Annotated in this window: 18 protein-coding genes and 1 pseudogene; 10 read left to right on the top strand and 9 right to left on the bottom strand. The window is 68.6% G+C overall.

The window, feature by feature from the left end; translation table 11 throughout:
• Window positions 1-347: 347 nt before the first annotated feature.
• From U742_RS0110310 to modC, 4 genes are all read left to right on the top strand, one after another.
• Window positions 348-587 carry a hypothetical protein gene (locus tag U742_RS0110310; protein ID WP_029352670.1) on the top strand — a complete coding sequence of 80 codons (240 nt, stop codon included), beginning with the start codon at window positions 348-350 and terminating at the stop codon, window positions 585-587.
• A gap of 201 nt (window positions 588-788) precedes the next feature.
• Complete coding sequence (gene modA, locus U742_RS0110305) at window positions 789-1,574, top strand: molybdate ABC transporter substrate-binding protein (RefSeq protein ID WP_029352668.1); 786 nt, start codon at window positions 789-791, stop codon at window positions 1,572-1,574.
• Between the two features lie 129 nt (window positions 1,575-1,703).
• Window positions 1,704-2,393 (top strand): molybdate ABC transporter permease subunit, encoded by a 690-nt coding sequence (modB, locus tag U742_RS0110300; protein WP_038361248.1) that lies wholly within the window; start codon window positions 1,704-1,706, stop codon window positions 2,391-2,393.
• Window positions 2,390-3,565: a molybdenum ABC transporter ATP-binding protein gene (gene modC, locus U742_RS0110295; RefSeq protein WP_051661033.1), complete on the top strand. Its 1,176-nt coding sequence runs from the start codon at window positions 2,390-2,392 to the stop codon at window positions 3,563-3,565. Before modB ends, modC begins: the two co-directional genes overlap by 4 nt.
• On the opposite strand, the gene U742_RS0110290 is transcribed toward modC, so the two are convergent.
• The 4 genes from U742_RS0110290 to U742_RS22005 all read right to left on the bottom strand — a co-directional run bounded on the left by U742_RS0110290 (window position 3,474) and on the right by U742_RS22005 (window position 6,550).
• Window positions 3,474-3,968 carry a winged helix-turn-helix domain-containing protein gene (locus tag U742_RS0110290; RefSeq protein ID WP_081852937.1) on the bottom strand — a complete coding sequence of 165 codons (495 nt, stop codon included), beginning with the start codon at window positions 3,966-3,968 and terminating at the stop codon, window positions 3,474-3,476. The two genes, modC and U742_RS0110290, sit on opposite strands and share 92 nt — an antisense overlap.
• A 55-nt stretch (window positions 3,969-4,023) precedes the next feature.
• Window positions 4,024-5,394: a PepSY-associated TM helix domain-containing protein gene (locus tag U742_RS0110285; protein WP_029352661.1), complete on the bottom strand. Its 1,371-nt coding sequence runs from the start codon at window positions 5,392-5,394 to the stop codon at window positions 4,024-4,026.
• 95 nt (window positions 5,395-5,489) lie between these two features.
• Complete coding sequence (locus U742_RS0110280) at window positions 5,490-6,059, bottom strand: copper chaperone PCu(A)C (RefSeq protein WP_051661031.1); 570 nt, start codon at window positions 6,057-6,059, stop codon at window positions 5,490-5,492.
• Window positions 6,060-6,175: 116 nt separating this feature from the next.
• Window positions 6,176-6,550 carry a DUF2946 family protein gene (locus tag U742_RS22005; protein ID WP_038361144.1) on the bottom strand — a complete coding sequence of 125 codons (375 nt, stop codon included), beginning with the start codon at window positions 6,548-6,550 and terminating at the stop codon, window positions 6,176-6,178.
• Window positions 6,551-7,180: 630 nt separating this feature from the next.
• On the opposite strand from U742_RS22005, the gene U742_RS0110270 reads away from it, so the two are divergent.
• Both U742_RS0110270 and U742_RS0110265 read left to right on the top strand, forming a co-directional pair.
• The gene (locus tag U742_RS0110270) at window positions 7,181-7,795 is read left to right on the top strand and encodes a L,D-transpeptidase (protein WP_248310327.1); all 615 of its coding nucleotides are present in this window, start codon (window positions 7,181-7,183) and stop codon (window positions 7,793-7,795) included.
• A gap of 34 nt (window positions 7,796-7,829) precedes the next feature.
• A complete protein-coding gene (locus U742_RS0110265; protein WP_029352654.1) occupies window positions 7,830-8,843 on the top strand; it encodes an amino acid ABC transporter substrate-binding protein in 1,014 nt (337 codons plus the stop codon).
• Window positions 8,844-8,870: 27 nt separating this feature from the next.
• Here U742_RS0110265 and U742_RS0110260 read toward each other — a convergent pair whose 3' ends face one another.
• Window positions 8,871-9,671: an enoyl-CoA hydratase/isomerase family protein gene (locus tag U742_RS0110260; protein ID WP_038361142.1), complete on the bottom strand. Its 801-nt coding sequence runs from the start codon at window positions 9,669-9,671 to the stop codon at window positions 8,871-8,873.
• 123 nt (window positions 9,672-9,794) lie between these two features.
• Here U742_RS0110260 and U742_RS0110255 point away from each other — a divergent pair, with 123 nt between their 5' ends.
• Window positions 9,795-10,232 carry a GlcG/HbpS family heme-binding protein gene (locus U742_RS0110255; RefSeq protein WP_029352649.1) on the top strand — a complete coding sequence of 146 codons (438 nt, stop codon included), beginning with the start codon at window positions 9,795-9,797 and terminating at the stop codon, window positions 10,230-10,232.
• Between the two features lie 3 nt (window positions 10,233-10,235).
• Here U742_RS0110255 and U742_RS0110250 read toward each other — a convergent pair whose 3' ends face one another.
• The 3 genes from U742_RS0110250 to U742_RS0110240 all read right to left on the bottom strand — a co-directional run bounded on the left by U742_RS0110250 (window position 10,236) and on the right by U742_RS0110240 (window position 16,777).
• Complete coding sequence (locus U742_RS0110250; protein ID WP_051661030.1) at window positions 10,236-12,344, bottom strand: glycosyltransferase; 2,109 nt, start codon at window positions 12,342-12,344, stop codon at window positions 10,236-10,238.
• Between the two features lie 105 nt (window positions 12,345-12,449).
• Window positions 12,450-15,566, bottom strand: a complete 3,117-nt coding sequence (locus U742_RS0110245; RefSeq protein ID WP_029352645.1) for a multidrug efflux RND transporter permease subunit — start codon at window positions 15,564-15,566, stop codon at window positions 12,450-12,452.
• On the bottom strand, window positions 15,563-16,777 hold the full coding sequence (locus tag U742_RS0110240; protein WP_197028231.1) for an efflux RND transporter periplasmic adaptor subunit: 1,215 nt from the start codon (window positions 16,775-16,777) through the stop codon (window positions 15,563-15,565). The genes U742_RS0110245 and U742_RS0110240 overlap by 4 nt, the downstream gene beginning before the upstream one ends.
• A gap of 277 nt (window positions 16,778-17,054) precedes the next feature.
• Between U742_RS0110240 and U742_RS0110235 the strand changes: the two genes are divergently transcribed.
• The 3 genes and pseudogenes from U742_RS0110235 to U742_RS23760 all read left to right on the top strand — a co-directional run.
• A complete protein-coding gene (locus U742_RS0110235; protein ID WP_038361140.1) occupies window positions 17,055-18,746 on the top strand; it encodes an ArnT family glycosyltransferase in 1,692 nt (563 codons plus the stop codon).
• 25 nt (window positions 18,747-18,771) lie between these two features.
• Entirely contained in the window at window positions 18,772-19,089 is a 318-nt protein-coding gene (locus U742_RS0110230) for a lipid-A-disaccharide synthase N-terminal domain-containing protein (RefSeq protein WP_248310326.1), read from the top strand.
• 126 nt (window positions 19,090-19,215) lie between these two features.
• Window positions 19,216-19,887, top strand: a pseudogene (locus tag U742_RS23760) (phosphatase PAP2 family protein); the annotation flags it as partial.
• A gap of 155 nt (window positions 19,888-20,042) precedes the next feature.
• Here the strand turns inward: U742_RS23760 and U742_RS22875 are convergent.
• Window positions 20,043-20,855: a glycosyltransferase family 2 protein gene (locus tag U742_RS22875; protein ID WP_029352636.1), complete on the bottom strand. Its 813-nt coding sequence runs from the start codon at window positions 20,853-20,855 to the stop codon at window positions 20,043-20,045.
• Between the last annotated feature and the right edge of the window lie 65 nt (window positions 20,856-20,920).

Here is a 20,920-nt window from a genome sequence, read left to right as displayed (position 1 = left end):
GTGTCCGGTGTTCCCCGGCCAGAGTAGTACATCGCCGTCCCTATGGCCAGAACGAGCACGACGGCGGCGAGCACGAGCAAGGTGTTGCGTTGCATGGCGCGTCTCCCCAAACGGCGCCGGCCGGCGCCTTACGCAGGGCAAAGGTTGCGCGGGTCAAGTCCGGGGTGGGGCAAGTGGTTCCCCGGCGGGGTCCCGGTCGCGACGTCCGGCGCGCATCACCACCGGGATGCACGCATCGCGTTGTGGCCGCGGCTTCAAATTTGGTTACACTGTGTAAAACAACGAGAACAGCATTCCCATGGGGTCAGCCGGGCCACGTGTCCGGCGAAGGGGAGGGAGACGCCGCCATGACGGCTGCCGAATTCGAGGTCGTGACCTTGTCGCCATCGACGGTGCGGGTGATGCACCGGAACGAGCACCATATCTACGAGTTCGCGCTGGTGGACGACGGCTGCGGCCGGAAGGTCGTCAGTCAGGGCCCGTCCATCACCTTCGGCAAGGACGGCAAGGTGGCGGCCTGGAATCTGCTTGGCGCGGCCGAGACCGCGGCCTCGACGGTCGCCCGCGAGTGCGGCTTCATCGACTGACGGTCGTCTCTCTTCAGCTTTGCAGCAGCGCCGATGGCCGAGTGGCCGTCGGCGTGCTTGTGCGCGTCGTCTTTCCGCTCCGCCGCTCTCCTCCGCACAACGTTACGTCGCGTCGCGCGATCAAGACTAGCGGACCGGTCGCTATCATGTATATGGACGGATACATGTATATGAGCGGATATAACGACCGGGAGCTCCGTCATGCCGTCCATCCGTCTGCTGTCGCTGGGTGTCGTCGCCGCGCTGGTGCTCGGCTTCGCGCCGCTGTCGATCACCGGTGCGCGCGCCCAGGAGCCGCCGACCATCTTCGCCGCGGCGAGCCTGACCAACGCGTTCCAGGACATCGGCAAGGCCTATAAGGAGAAGGCTGGCGTCGAGCCGAAATTCTCCTTCGCAGCCTCCTCGGCACTCGCCAAGCAACTCGAGGCCGGCGCGCCGGCGGCGATCTTCGCCTCCGCCGATCTGAAGTGGATGGACTACACGGACAGCAAGGACCTGACGCTGAAGGCGACGCGCATCACGCCGATCGGCAACAACCTCGTGCTCATCATGCCGGCCGACAAGGCGAAGGCGGTGACCATCTCCAAGGACTTCGACTGGCACGCCTTCCTCGGCGCAGACGGCAAGATCGCCACCGGCCTCACCGATAGCGTGCCGATCGGCGTCTATGCGAAGGCCGCGCTCACCAATCTCGGCCAGTGGGACAAGGTGAAGGATCGCGTGGTCGGCGCCGAGAGCGTGCGCGCGGCGCTTGCCCTGGTCGAGCGCGGCGAAGCGACCGCCGGCATCGTCTATTCGACCGACGCCGCCATCGCGAAGAATGTGAAGGTGGTGGCGGAATTCCCCGCCGGCTCCTATCCGCCGGTGGAATATCCGATGGCGATCGCCAAGGGACAGGACACCGAGGCGAACAAGGCGCTGCTCGCCTTTCTCGGCGGACCGGAAGCCAAGGCGATCTACGCCAAATACGGCTTCATCGTTAAGTGAACGACTGGCATTTTGTCAGGCACCCGAAACGGCCGACAGGCCGTTTCGGGGATCGCCCGCAGAATGAATGTCGAGCGATCCCGGCTCTCCGGCTTCGCCGGTGGCCGGAATGACGAGTTTGCGATGGACATGCTCACCCCCGAGGAATGGACGGCCGTGCAGCTCAGCCTGAGGGTCGCCTTCTGGGCGACCTTCTGGAGCCTGCCCTTTGCGGTGCTGGTGGCCTGGCTGCTGGCGCGCACCTCCTTTCCCGGCAAGGGCCTGTTCGACGGCATCGTCTATCTGCCGCTGGTGCTGCCCAAGGTGGTGGTCGGCTATCTGCTGCTGGTGACGCTCGGCGCGCGCGGCTATCTCGGGCAATATCTCGACGCCTGGTTCGGCATCAGGCTGATCTTCACCACGGCAGGCGCCACCGTGGCGGCGGCGGTGGTCTCCTTCCCGCTTACCGTCAACGCGATCCGCCTGTCGCTGGAGGCGGTCGACCGCGGTCTCGAGATGGCAGCACGCACGCTCGGGGCGAGCCGGCTCGACGTGTTCTTCTCCGTCACGCTGCCGCTGATGCTGCCCGGCATCCTTTCCGGCGCGCTGCTCGCCATCGCCTCGGCGCTCGGCGAGTTCGGTGCCACCATCACCTTCGTGTCGAATGTCGAAGGGCAGACCCGCACCATTCCGCTCGCCATCTACAGTGCCACCCACATGCCGGACGGCGACGCCATGGCGCTGCGCCTGACCGTCGTCTCTATCGTGCTGGCGCTCTCCGCGCTGCTGCTCGCCAACCTGGCCGACCGGCGCATCCGCACGATGATCGGCCGCGCATGATCGGGGTCGACATCCGTATCGACCGGCCGGGCGGCTTCTCGCTGCGGGCCGCCTTCGCGGCGCCGGATGTCGGCGTCACCGCGCTGTTCGGCCGCTCTGGCGCCGGCAAGACCACGATCATCCAGGCGGTGGCCGGCGTGGTGCGGCCAGATGCCGGGCGTATCGCGGTCGGCGAAACTGTCTTCTTCGACAGGGACCGCGGCATCGACCTGCCGATCGAGGCGCGCCGCGTCGGCTATGTGTTCCAGGATGCGCGCCTGTTTCCGCACCTGTCGGTCGAGCGCAATTTGCGCTACGGCGAGAGGCGCGCACGCGGCGTTCCCTTCATCGCCTTCGACGCGGTGGTCGAGATGCTCGGCATCCGGCACCTGCTGGCGCGCCGGCCGCATACGCTTTCGGGCGGCGAGCGCCAGCGCGTGGCGATCGGCCGGGCACTGCTGGCGCAGCCGCGCCTGCTGCTGATGGACGAGCCGCTCGCCGCGCTCGACGAGCAGCGCAAGAGCGAAATCCTGCCCTATCTGGAGCGGCTGCGCGACGAGACGCGGCTGCCGATCCTCTATGTCAGCCACTCGGTAGACGAGGTGCTTCGCCTCTCCGACACCGTGGTGGCGCTGGCGCAGGGGCGCATGATTGCCGCCGGCCCGGTGGCCGGGGTGATGTCGCAGCCGAGCATATTGCCGGTGGTCGGGCGCTTCGACCTCGGCACCATCTTCGACTGCACCGTGGCGCGGCACGATCCCGCCTATGAGCTCTCGACGCTGCGCTTCGCCGATGGCGAGCTGCGCGTGCCGCTGGTTGACCAGCCGCTCGGCGCGCCGGTGCGCGCACGCATCCGCTCCCGAGACGTGGCGCTCGCGCTGGCGCGGCCGACGGATGTTTCGGTCACCAATCTGCTCGCCGGAACGGTGAAGTCCATCGTGCGGATGGAAGGGCCTTATTCCGACGTCGAGCTCGTGGTGGGCGGCAGCAGCCTGCATGCCACGGTGACGGCGGAGAGCGTCGAGCGGCTGGCGCTGGCGCCCGGAATGGCGCTGTGGGCGATGATCAAGGCGGTGGCGGTCGACAGCCGCAGCACGCTGTTCAGCGCGCCCGACGCCGCGGCGCCGGGGCAGGGCGGACCGCCGGCGGACGGCTCGACGCAGGTGGCGGCCCCGCATCAGTCCCGGAGCTAGCGTCCCCGTCGTCGGTATCCGCCGCGCGGGGAGCGAGCGTCGCGCGGAGCTCCCCCACCGCCTCGACCGTCGCTTCGGCGCTGTGCGCCTCGATGTCGCGATAGAGGGCGATCAGCCGTTCCCCGAAGGCGGTCAATTCCGTGCCGTGGCCGCGCCGGCCGGGATGGGTGATGACCACCCGCTCGGCGAACATGCGGTCGACCTCGTCGACCAGCAGCCAGGCGCGGCGATAGCTCATGCCCATCTTTTTGGCGGCGGAGAGGATGGAGCGCTCGGCGCGCACATGCTCCAGAAGATCGATCATCCCCGGCCCGACATGCCGGCCGTCGCCGAAATAGACGCGAATGAACAGGCCGTCGCGGTGGCATTCGCCTTCCTCGTCCGGCAGCGCTGGTTTCTTCATGCGGCCCTCTTCCCCGATCGCGAGGATAGGGGAAGAGGAGGGCGGCCGGAAGCGCTCAGGCCGCGACGGGCCGCCGCCGCCAAGCGAAGGCGAGGTCGAGCGCGACCATCACGACGAGCGAGGCGCCGACCAGGGGGAGGATCACGCCGACCACCGCCATGATCGCGACGAGGCCGGCCATGACCGAACGGTTCGCAGGGGCCGGCGGTACCCCGAGCGAGCCTGCGGGCCGGCGCTTCCACCACATCACGCCGGCCGAGACCGACATGAGGATGATGGCGAGGCAGATGGCCAGCATGAAGAGCTGGTTCGCCAGCCCGAATTCCTGCCCCATATGCACGTTGATGCCCCACTCCATCGCCTTGGCGGCCGGGCCGTAATCGGCATAGCTCATGTCGATCAGCGGCTTGCCGCTGTACTGGTCGAGATGGACGATGCGCTGCCTCGACAGGTCGGCCGGGTAGACGGTGGCGGAATAGACGCCCGTTGGTGAGGCGGGCAGGCTCAGCGTGTAGCCGGGCGAAACGCCGAGGCCGTCGATGATGGCGACGGCCCTGTCGATGCCGATCGGTGCGGGTGCGGCACTAGCCGGCTGCGATTCCGGCATGCGTGCCTGCTCCAGCGACCAGGTGGTCGGCCCGTTGGCATGGGCGAGATGCTCGTCCGACATCGGCACGTCGACATAGACGCCGGCCGGATAGCCGTAGTTGGAGCTGTTGGCCCATTCATTGACCTTCGCGCCCCAGAACATCGACCACGGCATGCCGGACAACGCCAGAAAGCCGATGGCGAGGCCGGCGAAGGCGCCGGTGACGGCGTGGAGATCGCGCCAGAAGACGCGCCGTCGCGGCGTTCCGCGCACCGAGATGACGCCGCCGGTCTGCCGGCGCGGCCACCAGAGATAGAAGCCGGTGCCGACGAGGAGGATCGCCCAGCCGCCGACGATCTCGATGATGGCGTTCGCGACCGGCCCGAACTCGGCAAGGCTGTGCAGTCGGCGGACGAGCCACATCAGCGTGCCGCGGTCGGCGAGCTCGCCGAGCACGCGCCCGTCATAGGGATCGACATAGACCGAGCGTCGCCCGCTCTCGGCCTTCACCACCACCTCGGCCGAGCTGTCCGGCGTGGTGGGCACGACGATCTTCAGGGCGGTGCCCGGACGGGCGGCCAGCGCCGCGTCGATGAGCCGGGAGGCCGGAAGCGGCGTGGCCTCGCGCGCCACCACCTGCTTGAGGTCGGCGTGCCAGGCACGGTCGATCGCGTCGCGGAAGAGATAGAGGCCGCCGGTGACGGCCAGCAGCGCCATGAAGGGCAGCACCATCAGGCCGGCATAGAAATGCCAGCGCCAGACGGCGCGATAGAGGTTGGCCGCGCGATCGGACGCGGTGTCGGCGCCGGGTTCGGCGGACAGAGTCGTGGCGTTCATCGGAAGCGATCCGGAATTGGAGGGGGGGGGGACATGCGCCCGCATTCCCCGCTCGCAAGGCGGGGTTGGTTCGGGCGGCCTGAATGCGCTGACGCTCAGTTCGCGGGCGGGGCGCCGTGCATGTCGTGGCCGGCCGGCATGCCGCTGCTGCCCGACGGTCCGCCCATGCCCTCGACCGCGAATTCGACTGCGACCGTCCCCGCCTTGGTGAAGGTGAGGGTGCCCTTGACACGCTCGCCCTGCTTCAACGGCTGCTTCAGGCCCATCAGCATCAGGTGGTAGCCGCCCGGAGCGAACTTCACCTCGCCCTTCGCGGGCACCTCGACGCCGTCGGGGAGCATGCGCATGGTCATCACGCCGTCCTTTACGGACATCTCGTGGATCTCGACGTGATCGGCGACTTCGGCGGTCACCCCGACGAGCCGATCCGGGGCGTCGCCCGCATTGGCGACGGTGAGATAGCCGCCGCCCACCTTGGCGCCGGCGGGCGTCATGCGCGCCCAGGGATGGGCGATCTCAAGCGTGCCGAGCTTGTACTCGTGGGCGCCTGCCGGCTGGAGCGCGAAAAGCACGAACGCGACGGCAAGCAGGCCGAAGCCGAGGCGATCCTCGGCGCTCGGCAGCAACGGACGGCGCGGGCGGGCGCCGGAAAGAAGACGGAACATCGGATATCTCCTGCACGGCCGGTCTGCGCGGGGGGCTCTGTCGCAACAGGCGCGGGGCGCGACGGCACGGATTTCGACTGACAAAGGGCGTCAGGCCGCCTAGGCGGCGAGCAGTGTCAGGCGGCAGGCGGTGCGCGGGCGTTGCGCGGGGAGCGTTCGGCGGCGGCGAGGAGGAGAGCGGGATGCGGTGCTGCGATCTTCGTGCCGCGGCCGGAGAGACCGACGGGCGCGGCCACCGCGGGCGTCGGCAGGGCCGCGCCGATACCGAGCTGGCAGCCGAGGCCGCAGCAGTCCGGCACGTGGTGATCGGGGGCGGAGGGCAGTTGCGGGTCGGCAGCGCCGTCGCGGCAGATGATCTGGCCAAAGGCGTCCAGCCCGCTCGCGGCGCCGGCGTGGGCGCCGGTGGCGAGGCCGCCGAGAAGGCTCTGCAACACGACGAGATAGGCGGCGAAGATCGCCACCACCGCCATGCGTGCCGAGCTGCGCGCCATTCCCATGCCACTCCCTATCCGCCGCACCACTATCACGGGGCACAGCGGCGTGGAACGCAGCCGCCTGCGGCGCGTTGACCGCAGGAACCTATCGGTCGGGCACGTCGCGTGCCGCAGGGAATCATAGCCGATGCCGATTAAGCGCGTGATGCCTCTCGCGATCCTGTTGCTGCTGGGCGCCTCGGCGATGGCCCAGACGCCGCTTTCGACCGCCTGCGACCTTTCCCGCGCGCCGCAAGCGCCGGCGGCCCAACCACCGACGCCGCCGTCCGGTGACGGCTCGGCTTCCGGCACGGATCCGGGATCGGCCGGCTCGACCGGATGGACTGGCGGGCTTGGCGGATCGAACATAGGCACCACGCCCAGCGGGCCGGTTCCCTCGTCGCCGAACCAGCACCCCGAGGCCGCGACCGGCCTCAATCCGATCGATGGACCGCAGGCGCGGAGCGGGGCTGCATCGCCCCAGTCGGGTTGCTGAAATGTGAGCGCACTAACGAGCTCGCGAGCGGCATAAAGACACCTCGCCGATTGACTTCCGCCTCGTTAGCGCTTTCGATCACGCCGCGCGGCGCCGACGCTCAGCCGTCGTCGATGCGCGATATAGGAAGACGCCGAAACGGGAATTTCATGATGCGTCAGTCGGTCCTTGCCGTTGCGTTCGGGCTTTCCGCCCTGTTTGCCGCCTCCGGCGCCATGGCGCAGACGCGCCCTCAGGCCGGTCTCAACAGCGTGATGGAGATCGACGAGAAGCCCGGCTACGTGCCCTCGGACGACGAATCACAGCTCGACCCGGCATTCCGCCGCCAGCCGGTCTATTTCCGCACCACCGAGGCGCCGGGCACGATCGTCATCCACACCAATGAGCGGTTCCTCTATCTGGTGCAGGGAGACAACCGGGCGTTGCGCTACGGCATTGGCGTCGGGCGCGAAGGCTTCCAGTGGTCGGGCCTGCAGAAGGTGAGCCGCAAGGCGGAGTGGCCGGACTGGACGCCGCCGCCGGAGATGATCCAGCGCCAGCCCTATCTGCCGAGATTTATGGCGGGCGGTCCGGGCAATCCGATGGGGGCGGCTGCGCTCTATCTCGGCCAGACTGTCTATCGCATCCACGGCACCAACATGCCGAACACCATCGGTATGGCCGTTTCGTCCGGCTGCTTCCGGCTGGTCAACGCCGACGTCGCCGACCTCTTCCAGCGCGTGCCGGTGGGCACCAAGGTCATCATCAGGCAGGCGCCGGAACTCTGATACGACGCGTTTGGGGACGCGGAACGGGGGAAACATGAATATCGTCAAGATCGCGCTGGCCGCCGCCGGCCTCGCTTGCGTCGTCGGTACGGTGCAGGCCGACACGCTTGCCGACGTCAAGGCGCGCGGCACGCTGAAATGCGGCGTCAGCCAGGGCCTCGCCGGCTTCTCCGCGCCCGACGACAAGGGGCAGTGGCAGGGCTTTGACGTCGATCTCTGCCGGGCGGTCGCGGCCGCCATCTTCGACGATGCGTCCAAGGTCACCTATGTGCCGCTCAACGCCGATGCGCGCTTCCCCGCGCTCGCCAAGGGCGAGATCGACGTGCTGTCGCGCAACTCCACCTGGACGCTGCAGCGCGAGGCGGAGCTGAAACTGCTGTTCGCTGCCGTCTCCTATTATGACGGCCAGGGCTTCATGCTGCCGGCGGCGAAGAACATCGAATCCTCGCTCGAGCTCGGCGGCTCCAAGGTGTGCACCCAGAGCGGCACCACCAGCGCCCTGAACGTGAAGGACTACTTCCGCCAGAACAACATGCAGCTCGAGCTCGTCGAGCTCCCGAACATCGACGAGCTGGTCAAGGCCTATGACAGCGGCACCTGCAACGTGCTGACGACCGACGTCTCGCAGCTCTATGCGCTGCGCCTGAAGCTGTCGAAGCCCGCCGACCACATCGTACTGCCGGACGTGATCTCCAAGGAGCCGCTGGGACCGGTGGTGCGCCAGGGCGACGATGCGTGGCTCAACATCGTGAAGTGGAGCTACTACGCCCTGCTGAACGCGGAAGAGCTCGGCATCAGCACGGCGACGCTGGACCAGGCGCTGAAGTCCGAGAAGCCGAACGTGAAGCGCTTCGTCGGCACAGAGGGCACTTATGGCGAGCAGCTCGGCCTGACGAAGGACTGGGCGGTGCGGATCGTGCGCAGCGTCGGCAACTACGGCGAGGTGTTCGAGCGCAATATCGGCGCGAATTCCAAGCTCGGCATTCCGCGCGGCATCAACCAGCTCTGGAGCGCCGGCGGCATCCAGTACGCTCCGCCGATCCGCTGAGTCCCAGCGCAACGGCCGGCGCGGCGCTCACTCGCCGCGCCATTGCGGCGGGCGCTTGGCGAGGAAGGCTTCGATTCCCTCGCGGAAATCGGCGCTGCCATAGGTCTGCCTGACGAGGTCGGAACCGTTGGCCTCGGGGTCCGTGGCGAGCCGGCGCAGCGCCTCCTTGGTCGAGCGCAGCGTGACCGGCGCCAGCCCCGCGATGCGTGCGCACATCGCCTCGATATGCGCGTCGACCGCCTCCGCCGGCACCACATCGGCGTAGTTCGGCGGCATCTCCTCGGCACTCGGCGTCTCGGCCAGGAAGATCATGCGCTTGACCGTCGGCAGGCCGAGCGTGGCGGTCAGCCGGCGCAGATTCGCGGCCGAGAGGCAGTTGCCCAGGGTGCGGGCAATCGGCACGCCGAAGCGCGCCCCCGGCACGGCCACGCGGAAGTCGCAGGCATTGGCGATCGCCATGCCGCCGCCGACCGCCCAGCCGTCGATCACGGCGATGGTCGGCATCGGCAGGCTCTCCAGCCCGCTGATGTAGGCCTCAACCTTCTTCTCGTATTCGATGGCATCGTCGCCCGACCGGAATGCCAGGAACTGCTCGATGTCCGTGCCGGCCACGAAGGCCTTCCCGCCGGCACCGCGCAGCACCGTGACCCGGATGGATGGATCGGCGGAAATAGTGGCGCAGGCGCCGGCCAGATCCTCATACATGCGCCAGGTCATGGCGTTGCGGGCGCTGGGGCGATCGAAGGTGATGCGGGCGACCGGGCCGTCGACGGCAAGCCGGACGGTGCCGGGAGACGTCTTCGGCTGGTCCGACTCTGCGATGCTCACGGCGCTCTCCTTCGCGTAGGACCCGGGTTGATCCGGCTCGGCGGTCGGCTTATCGGAGAAGCATCGGGGCGGCAACCATGCCGGGCGCTGCGCCCGGACCGGCCCCGGCTGAAGGTAGGGGCCATGACGACACTTTCCCTTGCGGCGGCGCAGACCATTCTCTCCACCGCTCTCGATCATTGCCGCAAGGGCGGCTTCAAGCCGATGGCGGTCGTCGTGCTCGACGGACGCGGCGCGATCAAGGTCGCCGCCGCCGAGGACGGCACCAGCCTGAAGCGCGGCGAGGTCGCGCATGGCAAGGCCTATGGCGCGCTCTCGCTCGGCATGGGGTCGCGCTCGCTGTTCAAGCGGGCGAAGGAGCAGGCCTTCTTCATCAGCGCCGTGTCGCACGTGGTCGGCGGCGCGCTGGTTCCGGTGCCGGGCGGCGTGCTGATCCGCGACACGGAAGGGGCGGTGATCGGCGCCGTCGGCATCTCCGGCGACACCTCGGAGAATGACGAGGCGGCGGCCGCCGCCGGCATCACCGCGGCCGGTTTCGTGCCTGACCCGGGCAGCGACTGACCTTCAGCAACGATTCTCCCGCACCCGCTTGGCCGCGGCAAAGGCGGCGAGCAGATCGTCGACCTGGCGCTGGCGCGCGAAGTGGCGCGCCGCGTAGTCGGTCTGCCGGCGCGAGCGGGCGAGCCATTCCTCGTCGCCCGCCTCCAGAATTTCAACGAGGCGGTCCGCGATCGTCGCGGGGGTCTCCTCGACGCTCGCAACCTCGGCGAGGTCGGGCAGGCCCTGCGCGCCGACCGGCGTCGTGACCAGCGGCACGCCTTCGACCAGCGCCTCGACCACCTTCAGCTTTACGCCAGCACCGAAGCGCAGCGGCACCACGGCCGCGCGCGCATCGGCGTAGTGCGCGGCGAGGTCCTCCGCCGAGACCCAGCCGGTGACGTGCACGGATCGGCCGGCGAGGGCCACGATCTCGGGCGTCGGATTGGAGCCGACGAGATAGAGCTCGGCATCCGGTATCCGCGCGCGAATCCGGGGCATGATCTCGTTCGCCAGCCAGATCGCCGCGTCGATGTTCGGCGCATGGCTGAAGCCCGCCACGAACAGGATCTTGTGTTCTCGGGCAGCGGCCTGACGAGGAGCGAAGCGGTCGAAGCAGAAGATCGTCGCGCTCAGCGCTTCGACGCTCGGCTCCATCTGGCGGACGGTCTCGGCCTCCTCGGCAGCGGGGTAGATGACGGCATCGGCCCGGCGCCAGACGTGGCGCTCCATCGTCTCCATCCTGTCCGCTTCGCGGGCGATCGAGGCGTCGCCCTTCACCTGTGCCTCCAGCCGCATGCGGGCGGAATGGAGGTCGTGCCCGTAATAAAGCACCGACGCCTTGGTCCATTTCCTCACGGACCCGATGAGGCCGTCGGTGATGCCGGGCCGCGACATCAGCACGTAGTTGATATCGCGACCGTTCTTTTGCAGCCATTCGTCGAGCGTATGCTCGAACGGCCGGTAGAACACCTCGACGCCCATGGCTTGCAAGGCGGGGACGTAAACGGGATCGTAAGCGAGGTGGTAGGGCCAGTATTTCACCACCCAGCCGATGCTCTGGAGGCTGCGCACGAACTCCACCATGTTGCGCGATCCGGCGTCGCGATCCGGCTCCGGCACCTTCTCGTCGACGATCAGCAGGACGGGCCGCAGCTTCGCCCGGTCGCGGGCGCGGAAGATATGGCGAGGGGGCGCTCGGCCCTCGCGCTCGAATGGATAGTTCTCGCGCGCGAGGACGCCCGCCCAGCGTGCGGCGAAGGTGCGCTTATTGACGTCCTGATAGGCCTTGATGCCGCTGGCGGTATCGGTGCCGTGCGACACGCCCTCGAAATGGCAGATGACCGAGCGGGGCTCGAAATAGACCTTCCGGCCCGAGGCCCGCACGCGGAAGCAGAAATCGGTGTCCTCGTAATAGGCCGGCAGGAAGGCCTCGTCGAAACCGCGGAGCTCCTGCCAGACCTCCTTCGGGATCAGCACCGAGGCCCCCGACACGTAGTCGGCCTCCCGCGCATATTGGTATTCCGGCTTGTCGGGGTCGTCGCGCCAGCCATAGTTCGCCGCCGAGCCGTCGGACCAGACGATGCCGCCAGCCTCCTGCAGCCGCCCGTCCGGGTAAACCAACTTGGAGCCCACGAGCCCGGCATCCGTGCGGGTCTTGGCGCATTCCACGAGCGCGTCTATGGCGCCGGGAAGCACGATGGTGTCGTCGTTCAGGAGGTGGATGAAACGCCCCCGCGCGCTGGCCACGGCGGCGTTGCAGGAGCGCAGGAAACCGAGATTGGCCGGATGGACCATCAGCACAATGCCGGCAACCCGGCGCAGCTTCTCAACCTCCGGCGCGCCGGAGGCGTCCTCCGCCACGATCACCTCCAGCGACGCCTTCGGGAGATGCCCGGCGATCGAGGCGAGGCAGTTCAGCACATGGACGACGTTGCCATAGGTCGGGATGATGACCGAGACGTCCGGCGTGCCGTCCACCTCGGGGAAGCGGATCGTCGCCGGGTCGATGTCGCGCAGCGTGTGGACGAAGGTCGCCGGATCGCGCCAGAAGTCGCCGCGCCGCTTCTTCTTGATGCCCAGGGCCTTGCGGATCCGGTGTTTGAGCTTCCTGAGGGCATCGATCTTCAAACGCATGTCGCGGCAATTCCATCGCGTTCCGGGCGGCCGGTGGGACGCGCGGCGCGATCATAGAGGCGCCCGCCGCAAAGGGGGAGGGCGCCAAAGGCGATCGCGGCTTTCCTATTCCGCCGGCGCGGGCAGGGCCTCGGCCGGTTCGTCGGCCTCGCGGGTGCCGCCGATCCAGCGGTTCAGCCGGTCGAGATAGAGATAGACCACCGGCGTCGTGTAGAGCGTGAGCACCTGGCTCAGCGCGAGGCCGCCGACCATGGCGTAGCCCAGCGGCTGGCGCATCTCCGAGCCGGTGCCGTGGCCGAGCATCAGCGGCACGCCGCCGAGCAGCGCGGCCATGGTGGTCATCAGGATCGGCCGGAAGCGGAGCAGGCACGCCTCGCGGATCGCCGCCTCGGGGGTGAGCCCGCGCTCGCGCTCGCCGGCGATGGCGAAGTCGACCAGCATGATGCCGTTCTTCTTCACGATGCCGATCAGGAGGATGATGCCGATGATCCCGATAACCGACAGGTCGAAGCCGCCCGCCCACAGCGCGAGCAGGGCGCCGATGCCGGCGGAGGGCAGGGTGGAGAGAATGGTCAGGGGGTGGACATAGCTCTCATAGAGCATGCCGAGGATGATGTAGACGACGAAGAGCGCTGCGCCGATCAGCGCCGGCTCGCTCGCCAGCGCGCTCTGGAAGGCCTGCGCGTTGCCCTGGAAGCTGCCGGTGAGCGCGGTCGGCGCGCCGATCTCGGCCGACGCCCTGTTGATCGCCGCCACCGCCTGGCTCAGCGCCACGCCGGGGCGCAGGTTGAACGACAGCGTCACCGCCGGATATTGCGCCTGGTGGGACACCGATAGCGAGGCGACCTGCCGGGTGTCGATCGAGACGAGGGTCGAGAGCGGCACCGCTTCGCCGGTAAGCGGCGACTTCAGATAGATGTCGTTGAGCGTGCCGATATGCTTCTGCTGCTCCGGCGTCACCTCGATGATCACCGAGTAGGTGTCGAGCTGCGTGAAATACTGGGTCGCCTGCTGCTGGCCGAAGGCGTCGTTCAGCGTGGCATCGATGAGCTGCGGCTGGATGCCGAAGCGTGCGGCCTGGTCGCGGTCGATGTTGATCTTCACCTGCGGCGCGTTGCCCTGCTGGTCACTTGAAACGTCGGCGAGCTCGGGCAGGGTGCGGAACTTCGCCAGCAGCTTCGGCGCCCATTCGTTGAGCTCGTCGAGATTGGCGTCGGTCAGCGTGTACTGGAACTGCGCCCGCGAGGCGCGCCCGCCCACCGTGATGTCCTGCGCCGGCTGCAGGAACAGGGCGGCGCCGGAGACCGCCTGCAGCTTCGGCCGCAGCCGGTCGATCACCTGCGAGGCCGAGGCATCGCGCTCGTCGCGCGGCTTCAGGGCGATGAAGAAGCGGCCGGTATTGGTGGTGTTGCCGCTGCCGCCGATGGCCGAGCCGAAGCCGGCCACGGCCGGGTCCTTCAGGACGATGGCGCCCAGAGCCGTCTGGAGGCGGCGCATCTCGTCAGGCGAGACGTCCTGTGCGGCCTCGGATATGCCGGTGATGAGGCCATTGTCCTGTGTCGGGAAGAAGCCCTTCGGCACGGTGAGGAACAGCCAGCCGGTGGCGGCCACGGTGGCGAAGAACACCATCAGCGTTACGAAGCGGTGGGTCAGCGCGATGTCGAGCGTACGGCGATAGAAGCCGAGCATGCCGTCGAAGACCGCCTCGATGGCGCGGTAGATCCGCCCGTGATGCCCGTCGCCATGAGCCTTCAGGAAGCGGGCGCACAGCATCGGGGTGAGCGTCAGCGAGACGAACATCGAAACCACGATGGCGAGCGTCACGGTGAGCGCGAACTCGCGGAACAGGCGACCGACGATGCCGCCCATCAGCAGCAGCGGGATGAACACCGCGATCAGCGAGATGCTGATCGAGGCGACGGTGAAGCCGATCTCGCGCGCGCCGGCGATGGCGGCGTCGAACGGTGTCATGCCCTTTTCGAGATAGCGGAAGATGTTCTCGACCACGACGATCGCGTCGTCGACGACGAAGCCGACCGCGATGGTCAGCGCCATCAGCGACAGATTGTCGAGGCTGAAGCTGAGCAGATACATCGCGGCGACCGCGCCGGTCAGCGCCAGCGGCACCACGACGCTCGGGATGAGGGTGGCGCGAATGTTGCGCAGAAAGGCGAGGATCACCATCACCACGAGCCCGATGGTGAGGGCGAGCGTGAACTCGACGTCCTCGACGGAAGCGCGGATCGTGGTGGTGCGGTCGATGATGGTGTCGACCTCGACGCTGGGCGGCACGATGCTGGAGAGCTTCGGCAGTACCTCCTTGATGGCGTCGACCGTCTGGATGACGTTGGCGCCGGGCTGCTTGAACACCAGCAGCAATATGGCCGGCCGGTTGTTCTCGGTGGCGCCGGTGGTGACGTCCTGCGGCGCTTCCACGACGTCGCCGACATCCCTGATCCGCACCGGCGCGCCATTCTTGTAGGCGAGCACGACGTTGCCGTAGTCGGTGGGCGTGGTGAGCTGGTCGTTCGCGCCGATGGTGAAGCTGCGCACAGGGCCGCGGATGTTGCCCTTGGCGGCGAGGGTGGTGGCGTCGTCGATGACGCCGCGCACGTCCTCCAGCGTCAGGCCTGTGGCGGCCAGCCGGGCCGGATCGATCTGCACCCTGATGGAGCGTTTCCGCTCGCCGCCGATCAGCACCTGCGAGACGCCGACGACCTGCGACAGGCGCTGGGCCAGCACATTGTCGGCATAGTCGTCGACGTCGGTCAGCGGCATGGTGTCGGAATGCACCGCCAACACCATGACCGGGCTGTCGGCTGGGTTGACCTTGCGGTAGCTCGGCGGGCTGGTGAGATCATCGGGCAATTGCCGCTGGGCGGCGGTGATGGCGGCCTGCACGTCCTGCGCGGCGCCGTCGATGTTGCGGTCGAGATCGAACTGGATCGAGATCGAGGTGGAGCCCAGCGTGCTCACCGAGGTCATCTGGGTGATGCCGGCGATCTGCCCGAAGCGGCGTTCCAGCGGCGCGGCGACCGAGGAGGCCATGGTCTCCGGGCTGGCGCCCGAGAGCTGCGCGGAGACCTGGATGGTCGGGAAGTCGACCTGCGGCAGCGGCGCCACCGGTAGCAAGGGATAGGCGACGATGCCGGCGAAGGCGATCGCCGCCATCAGCAGCGAGGTGGCGATCGGCCGGCGGATGAAGGGCTCGGATATGTTCATGGCCGGCTTCCGGTGGCGGGAGCGGCGGGTGCCGCCGCCTCGGCGGTCCGCTCGCTGCCGGGGTCGGCCACGGCGACCCGGCTGTCCGGGCGGAGCTTGTACTGGCCCTCGGTGACGACGCGATCGCCGGGCGACAGTCCGTTCAGTACCACGGCGACGCCGTTCGACATCGATCCAGTCTCGATCGGGCGCATGCGTACGGTCGAGCCTTCGTCGACGACCCACGCATAGAGCCCGTCCGGGCCGCGCTGCACGGCGGCGACCGGGATGGTGACGGAGTCCCTGCGCACGGACATCGCAACGCGCACGCGCACGAAGGCGCCGGGCCAGAGCTTCTCGTCGTCGTTGGGGAAGACCGCCTTGAGGCGGATGGTGCCGGTGGTCTGGTCGATCTGGTTGTCGATCACCGTGAGCCGGCCGGTGCCGAGCGGCGTGCTGCTGTCCTGCTTGGCGTAGGCGGTCACGGTGACCGCGCCGGCGCGCATTGCCGCCTGCAGGGCGTCGAGATTCTTCTCGGGGCTGGTGAACAGCACGGCGATCGGCTTCAGCGTGGCGAGGGTCGCGATCGCGGTGGTGTCGCTGGCATGGACGATGTTGCCGGCGTCGATCTGGCGGATGCCCATGCGGCCGTCGGTCGGGGCAGTGATGGTGGTGTAGCCGAGCGTGGTCTGCGCGCTCTCGATCGCCGCCTCGTCGGCACTGATCGCGGCCTTGATCTGGTCGACGGTGGCCTGCTGCTGATCGACGCTCTGCTTGCTGGCATAGTCCTTCTGGACCAGCGAGGTGTAGCGCGCGAGGTCGGCGGAGGCGCTGCGCAATTGCGCCTCGTCCTTCGCCTTCTGCGCCTTGGCCTGGTCGAGCGCCGCCTGATAGACGCGCGGATCGATCCGGGCGAGCACATCGCCCGCATGGACCTCCTGGCCCTCGTCGAAATCGACGCTCTGCAGCGTGCCGTCGACCCGGCTGCGGATGGCGATGGTGTTGGACGCCTGCACCGTGCCGATGGCGTCGAGCTCGACCGGCACGTCCCGCTTCTCGGCCTGCGCCACCTTCACCGGCACGGCGACGTGCTCGGCCCTGGCCGGGGCTTCCGGCGCAGCGCGGGCCGGTAGCCGGTACCATGCGAAACCGCCGCCGCCGGCGAGCGCGAGGGCAAGGAGCATGGCGACGCGCGGGACGCGGCGGCGGGCGGGCGTGGAGGAATCCGGCATCAGGGTGCTCGATGGATCGACGACACCCGAGATCATTATCGGAATCGATGTCGTCGCATGTTTGCGGAGGCATTAATTTTTCTTCACTTCAGGACGTTACGTCAGTCTTGGCCGGGCTCGGCGGGGCCCACTACTTTCGGCCGAGCCGTCAAGGAATTGGAGGCTTCATGCCGCCGCATCCGCGTCACACAACCGACATGCACAGGCACCAAGGAAGGTCGTTGCGCCGGGTCCGCGAGGCGACCGGCGGCGACATGTCGCGGAGCGCGGAGGGGGAATGAGCGAGGCTGCCGGACTTGCACCGCAAAGGCGGCTGCCGTCGCTTGGCGAGATCGCGTCCGACGCGCGCCGCTCGCGCCTCGTGCTGGCGCTGCTCTTCCTCGCCTGCGCGCTGCCGGGCTTCTTCACCATGCCGATCCTCGATCGCGACGAGGCGCGCTTCGCGCAGGCGACGCGGCAGATGGTGGAGAGCGGCGACTATGTGACGCCGCGTCTCGGCGAGGAGACGCGCTTCAAGAAGCCGATCGGCATCTACTGGCTGCAGGCGGCGGCGGTGCGCATCACAGGCCACGGCGCCGACGCGCCGATCTGGGTCTACCGCCTGCCCTCGCTCATCGCCGGATGCCTGGTCGTGCTGCTCATCCACGCCATCGGCCTCAGGCTGTTCGGCCCGCGCGCGGCACTGGTTGCCGGGGCGCTGATGGCGGCCTCGATCATCCTCGGCGCCGAGGCCCGGCTCGCCAAGACCGACGCGACGCAGCTCGCCGCCGCCGTCGCCGGGCAGTTCGCCTTGGCGCGGCTCTATCTCGCCAAGGCCGAGGAACGGCTGTCGATCGGCTGGCCGCTGCTGTTCTGGGGGGCGATGGGCGCGGGCATCCTCGTCAAGGGGCCGATCGTGCCGATGCTGGCCGGCCTCACCATCCTCGGACTGGTGATCTGGGACCGCCGGGCGGCCTGGCTTCGCCGGCTGCGGCCGGCCATCGGCCTGCCGCTGCTGCTTGCCATCGTCGCGCCCTGGCTCATCGTCATCGCGATGAAATCCGGCACCGCCTTCTTCGAGGAGGCCGTCGGGCGCGATCTGCTCGGCAAGGTAGCGACCGGGCAGGAATCGCACGGCCTGCCGCCGGGCGCGCATTTCCTCACCTTCTTCTTCATCTTCTGGCCGGGCGCGGCGCTCGCCGCCGCGGCGGCGCCCTGGGCATGGGCGAACCGCAACGAGCCCGCCGTGCGCTTCTGCCTGTGCTGGGCGGTGCCGTTCTTCCTCGCCTTTGAGCTGATCGCGACCAAGCTGCCGCACTACACGCTGCCGGCCTATCCGGCGATCGCGCTGCTCGCCGGCGCGGCGCTCGCCTCAGGCGCGCTGACTCCGCCCAGGGGATGGATGCGGCTCTTCGCCTTCCTCGCGGCGGCGGGCGGATCGCTGGCCGCCATCGGCCTCGTCGGCGCGCTCTACTGGTTCGAGGGGCATGTGCCGTTCCAGGCGCTGCTGCTCGCGGCGGCGGCCCTGCCGGTCGGCGCCATCGCGGTAGTCCGCAGCCTGAGGATGGGGCTCGAGGCGGTCTATGTGCCGCTCTTCGCGCAGGCTATCGTCCTCTACACGCTCGGCTACGGCGTTGTGATGCCTCGCCTCGATGCGCTGTGGCTCTCCCCGCGCGTTGCCGAGGTGATCGCCCGCGACGTCTCCTGCGGGAAGCCGCGGATCCTCGTCGCCGGCTTCTACGAGGCGAGCGTGCTGTTCGAGCTCGGCACCGACGTCCAATTCAGCGACGGCGCCGGCGCGGCAGACTTCCTCGCCACGCCGGGCTGCCGCGTGGCGGTGGTCGCGCAGCGCGAGCGTGCCCGCTTCGATGCCCGCAACCGCGAACTCGGCCGCGCGCCGGAGCCGCTCGCGACGGTCTCGGGGGTGAATTCCGGTACCATGCACCCCGTTTCGCTTGCCGTGCTGGCGGCCGAAGGGGCTGCGAAATGATCGCTCCTGCGAAAGGTTTCCGCTCATGACGATGTCGCTCTCCGCATTGTCGATCAATCCGTGGCTGGTCGTCGGCTTCATCGGTCAGGCGCTGTTCACGGGCCGCTTCCTGGTGCAGTGGATCGCCAGCGAACGGGCGCGGCGGAGTGTGGTGCCGGTCGCCTTCTGGACGTTCTCCGTGCTCGGCGGCGTCACGCTGCTCGCCTATGCCATCTACCGGCAGGACCCGGTGTTCATCGTCGGGCAGGCGGCCGGACTGCTGATCTATGGGCGCAACATCTACTTTCTCGCCAGTGAGCGTACGCGGGGGAAGGACACGGGCGCCGCCGCGGAGACCCCGTAGCGCCCCGCGGCGAGGCGCCGCATCCCGCAACTTTCAGGGGGACGTCATCGCCGCTTCACACCCCCTTCACAGCGCTGATCTGTAGTCGCCGCCGGATACGGGAAGCCGTGGTCCGGGGGAGCGGAAATGACCATTCTGAAGCCGCTGCTGCGTAGCCTTCGGGCACGCCTGGCTGCGAGGCCGATCGTCTTCGTCGCCGTCGCCACCTTCGCCCTGTCGCTCTTCTTCATCGTGTTTCCGGCGGTCGATCTCGCCTTCACCCGCCTGTTCTATGTTGCGGGCGAGGGGTTCCCGGCGGCCCGCATCGGGCTGCTGCAGGAACTGCGCGAGGCCGGAAGCAACATTCCTGTCGCGGTCGCCATCGTGCTGATCGTCGTGCTGGTGCTGAAGCTCATCTATCCGCTTCGGCCCTGCCTGCTTCCGCCACGCTTCACTCTCTACATGACGAGCGTGTACCTGCTGGGGCCGGTGCTGCTGGTGAACGGCATCCTCAAGACCTTCTGGGGTCGCCCACGGCCGGTGAAGACGCTCGATTTCGGCGGCTCGCTGCCCTTTGTCGACGCCTGGTCGATCGGCGACAAGCTCTTCAGCAACCGCTCCTTCGTCTCAGGCGAGGCGGCTGCGGTGGCGTGCCTGCTGCCGCTGGTGCTGTTCGTGCCGCGGCCCTGGCGCTGGCAAGTGGTCTTCATCGTCGCGCTGATGGTCGGCGGCGTTTCGCTCAACCGGATCGCCTTCGGGGCGCATTATCTTTCCGACGTGGCGATCTCCATCGCGCTCGTGGTGACGGTCGCCGTGGCATCGCGGCAACTGTTCTATGTGAGCCATGCCGCCGCGCTCTCCAACGAAGTGCTGGAGGCGCGGCTGACCCGGATCGGGCTGAACAGCCAGGCGGCGTTCCGCCGCCTCGTCGATGGCGGGCGAGGGGTGGCCGGAAGCGTCGGGCGGCTCGGCGCTCAGCAGGTGCCGGTGCTGCTGTCGCTCGCCGGCGCGCTGGCGGGCAGGCTGGAAGCCACCCTCAACGGGATCGCGGCGCCACTGTCCTCGGCGATCGGCGGGACGATGGTGCGCTTCCTGAGCCAGGTGACGCCGAACAGATCATAGATGCCGACGAGGGCGCGGCCGAAATTCGTGTATTTCGACCGGCCGGCGAGACGCGGGCGATCGCCTACCGGCGCATAGGCCACTTGCTGGCCGTAGCTCAGGAAAAGCGCAGGCAGATAGCGGTGCATGCTGGAGAAATAAGGCAGACGCAGGAACGCCTCGCGCCAGTAGACCTTGATGCCGCAGCCGGTGTCCGGGCAGTCGTCGGCGAGCAGCCAGCCGCGCAGCCCGTTGGCGAAGCGCGAGGCGAAACGGCGCGACCCCGTCGCGCGGCGCTTCTCGCGAATGCCCCCGACCAGCGCCGGCCCCTCGGCGCCGGGAGGGGCGAGGCGGGCAACCAGCGCGGGGATGTCGGCCGGGTTGTTCTGCCCGTCGCCGTCCATGGTGGCGATGACCGGGAAGGCGGCGGCGGAAACACCGGTGCGCAGCGCCGCGCTCTGGCCGGCGCGGCGACCGTGGCGCAGATAGCGCAGGCGCTTCGGCGCGCCCGCGGGCTGGGCTTCGAGCATGGCCCGTATTTCGTCGGCGGTGCCGTCGTCGCTGCAATCGTCGACCACCACGATCTCGCCGAGCATATCCTGCGGCACCACCGCGAGCGTCTCGGCGACGAGACGGCCGATATTACCAGCTTCATTATAGGCCGGGATGATGACCGAGACGCGCATGGAGAACCTTCTGCAGCCGGGGCGGCCGACAATTCCCGTCTTTCATGAAACTGCGATGAAATCGC

Source organism: Allobosea sp. 117, from assembly GCF_000702305.1.
Classification (GTDB): domain Bacteria; phylum Pseudomonadota; class Alphaproteobacteria; order Rhizobiales; family Xanthobacteraceae; genus Ancylobacter.
The sequence above is the reverse complement of the archived record's forward strand: the minus strand, read 5'-3'. Positions and strand labels throughout refer to the sequence as shown.

Excerpts from the sequence above, each read along its gene's own strand:
- U742_RS22005 (WP_038361144.1), bottom strand. The coding sequence starts at position 6,550 with ATGGCGCGCAGCTCGGCACGCATGGCGGTGGTGGCGATCTTCGCCGCC.
- U742_RS0110245 (WP_029352645.1), bottom strand. The coding sequence starts at position 15,566 with ATGAACATATCCGAGCCCTTCATCCGCCGGCCGATCGCCACCTCGCTG.
- U742_RS0110280 (WP_051661031.1), bottom strand. The coding sequence starts at position 6,059 with ATGTTCCGTCTTCTTTCCGGCGCCCGCCCGCGCCGTCCGTTGCTGCCG.
- U742_RS0110270 (WP_248310327.1), top strand. The coding sequence starts at position 7,181 with ATGCGTCAGTCGGTCCTTGCCGTTGCGTTCGGGCTTTCCGCCCTGTTT.
- U742_RS0110255 (WP_029352649.1), top strand. The coding sequence starts at position 9,795 with ATGACGACACTTTCCCTTGCGGCGGCGCAGACCATTCTCTCCACCGCT.
- U742_RS0110250 (WP_051661030.1), bottom strand. The coding sequence starts at position 12,344 with ATGCGTTTGAAGATCGATGCCCTCAGGAAGCTCAAACACCGGATCCGC.
- U742_RS0110310 (WP_029352670.1), top strand. The coding sequence starts at position 348 with ATGACGGCTGCCGAATTCGAGGTCGTGACCTTGTCGCCATCGACGGTG.
- modC (WP_051661033.1), top strand. The coding sequence starts at position 2,390 with ATGATCGGGGTCGACATCCGTATCGACCGGCCGGGCGGCTTCTCGCTG.
- U742_RS0110285 (WP_029352661.1), bottom strand. The coding sequence starts at position 5,394 with ATGAACGCCACGACTCTGTCCGCCGAACCCGGCGCCGACACCGCGTCC.
- modA (WP_029352668.1), top strand. The coding sequence starts at position 789 with ATGCCGTCCATCCGTCTGCTGTCGCTGGGTGTCGTCGCCGCGCTGGTG.
- U742_RS0110265 (WP_029352654.1), top strand. The coding sequence starts at position 7,830 with ATGAATATCGTCAAGATCGCGCTGGCCGCCGCCGGCCTCGCTTGCGTC.
- U742_RS22875 (WP_029352636.1), bottom strand. The coding sequence starts at position 20,855 with ATGCGCGTCTCGGTCATCATCCCGGCCTATAATGAAGCTGGTAATATC.
- U742_RS0110240 (WP_197028231.1), bottom strand. The coding sequence starts at position 16,777 with ATGCCGGATTCCTCCACGCCCGCCCGCCGCCGCGTCCCGCGCGTCGCC.
- U742_RS0110230 (WP_248310326.1), top strand. The coding sequence starts at position 18,772 with ATGACGATGTCGCTCTCCGCATTGTCGATCAATCCGTGGCTGGTCGTC.
- modB (WP_038361248.1), top strand. The coding sequence starts at position 1,704 with ATGCTCACCCCCGAGGAATGGACGGCCGTGCAGCTCAGCCTGAGGGTC.
- U742_RS0110290 (WP_081852937.1), bottom strand. The coding sequence starts at position 3,968 with ATGAAGAAACCAGCGCTGCCGGACGAGGAAGGCGAATGCCACCGCGAC.
- U742_RS0110235 (WP_038361140.1), top strand. The coding sequence starts at position 17,055 with ATGAGCGAGGCTGCCGGACTTGCACCGCAAAGGCGGCTGCCGTCGCTT.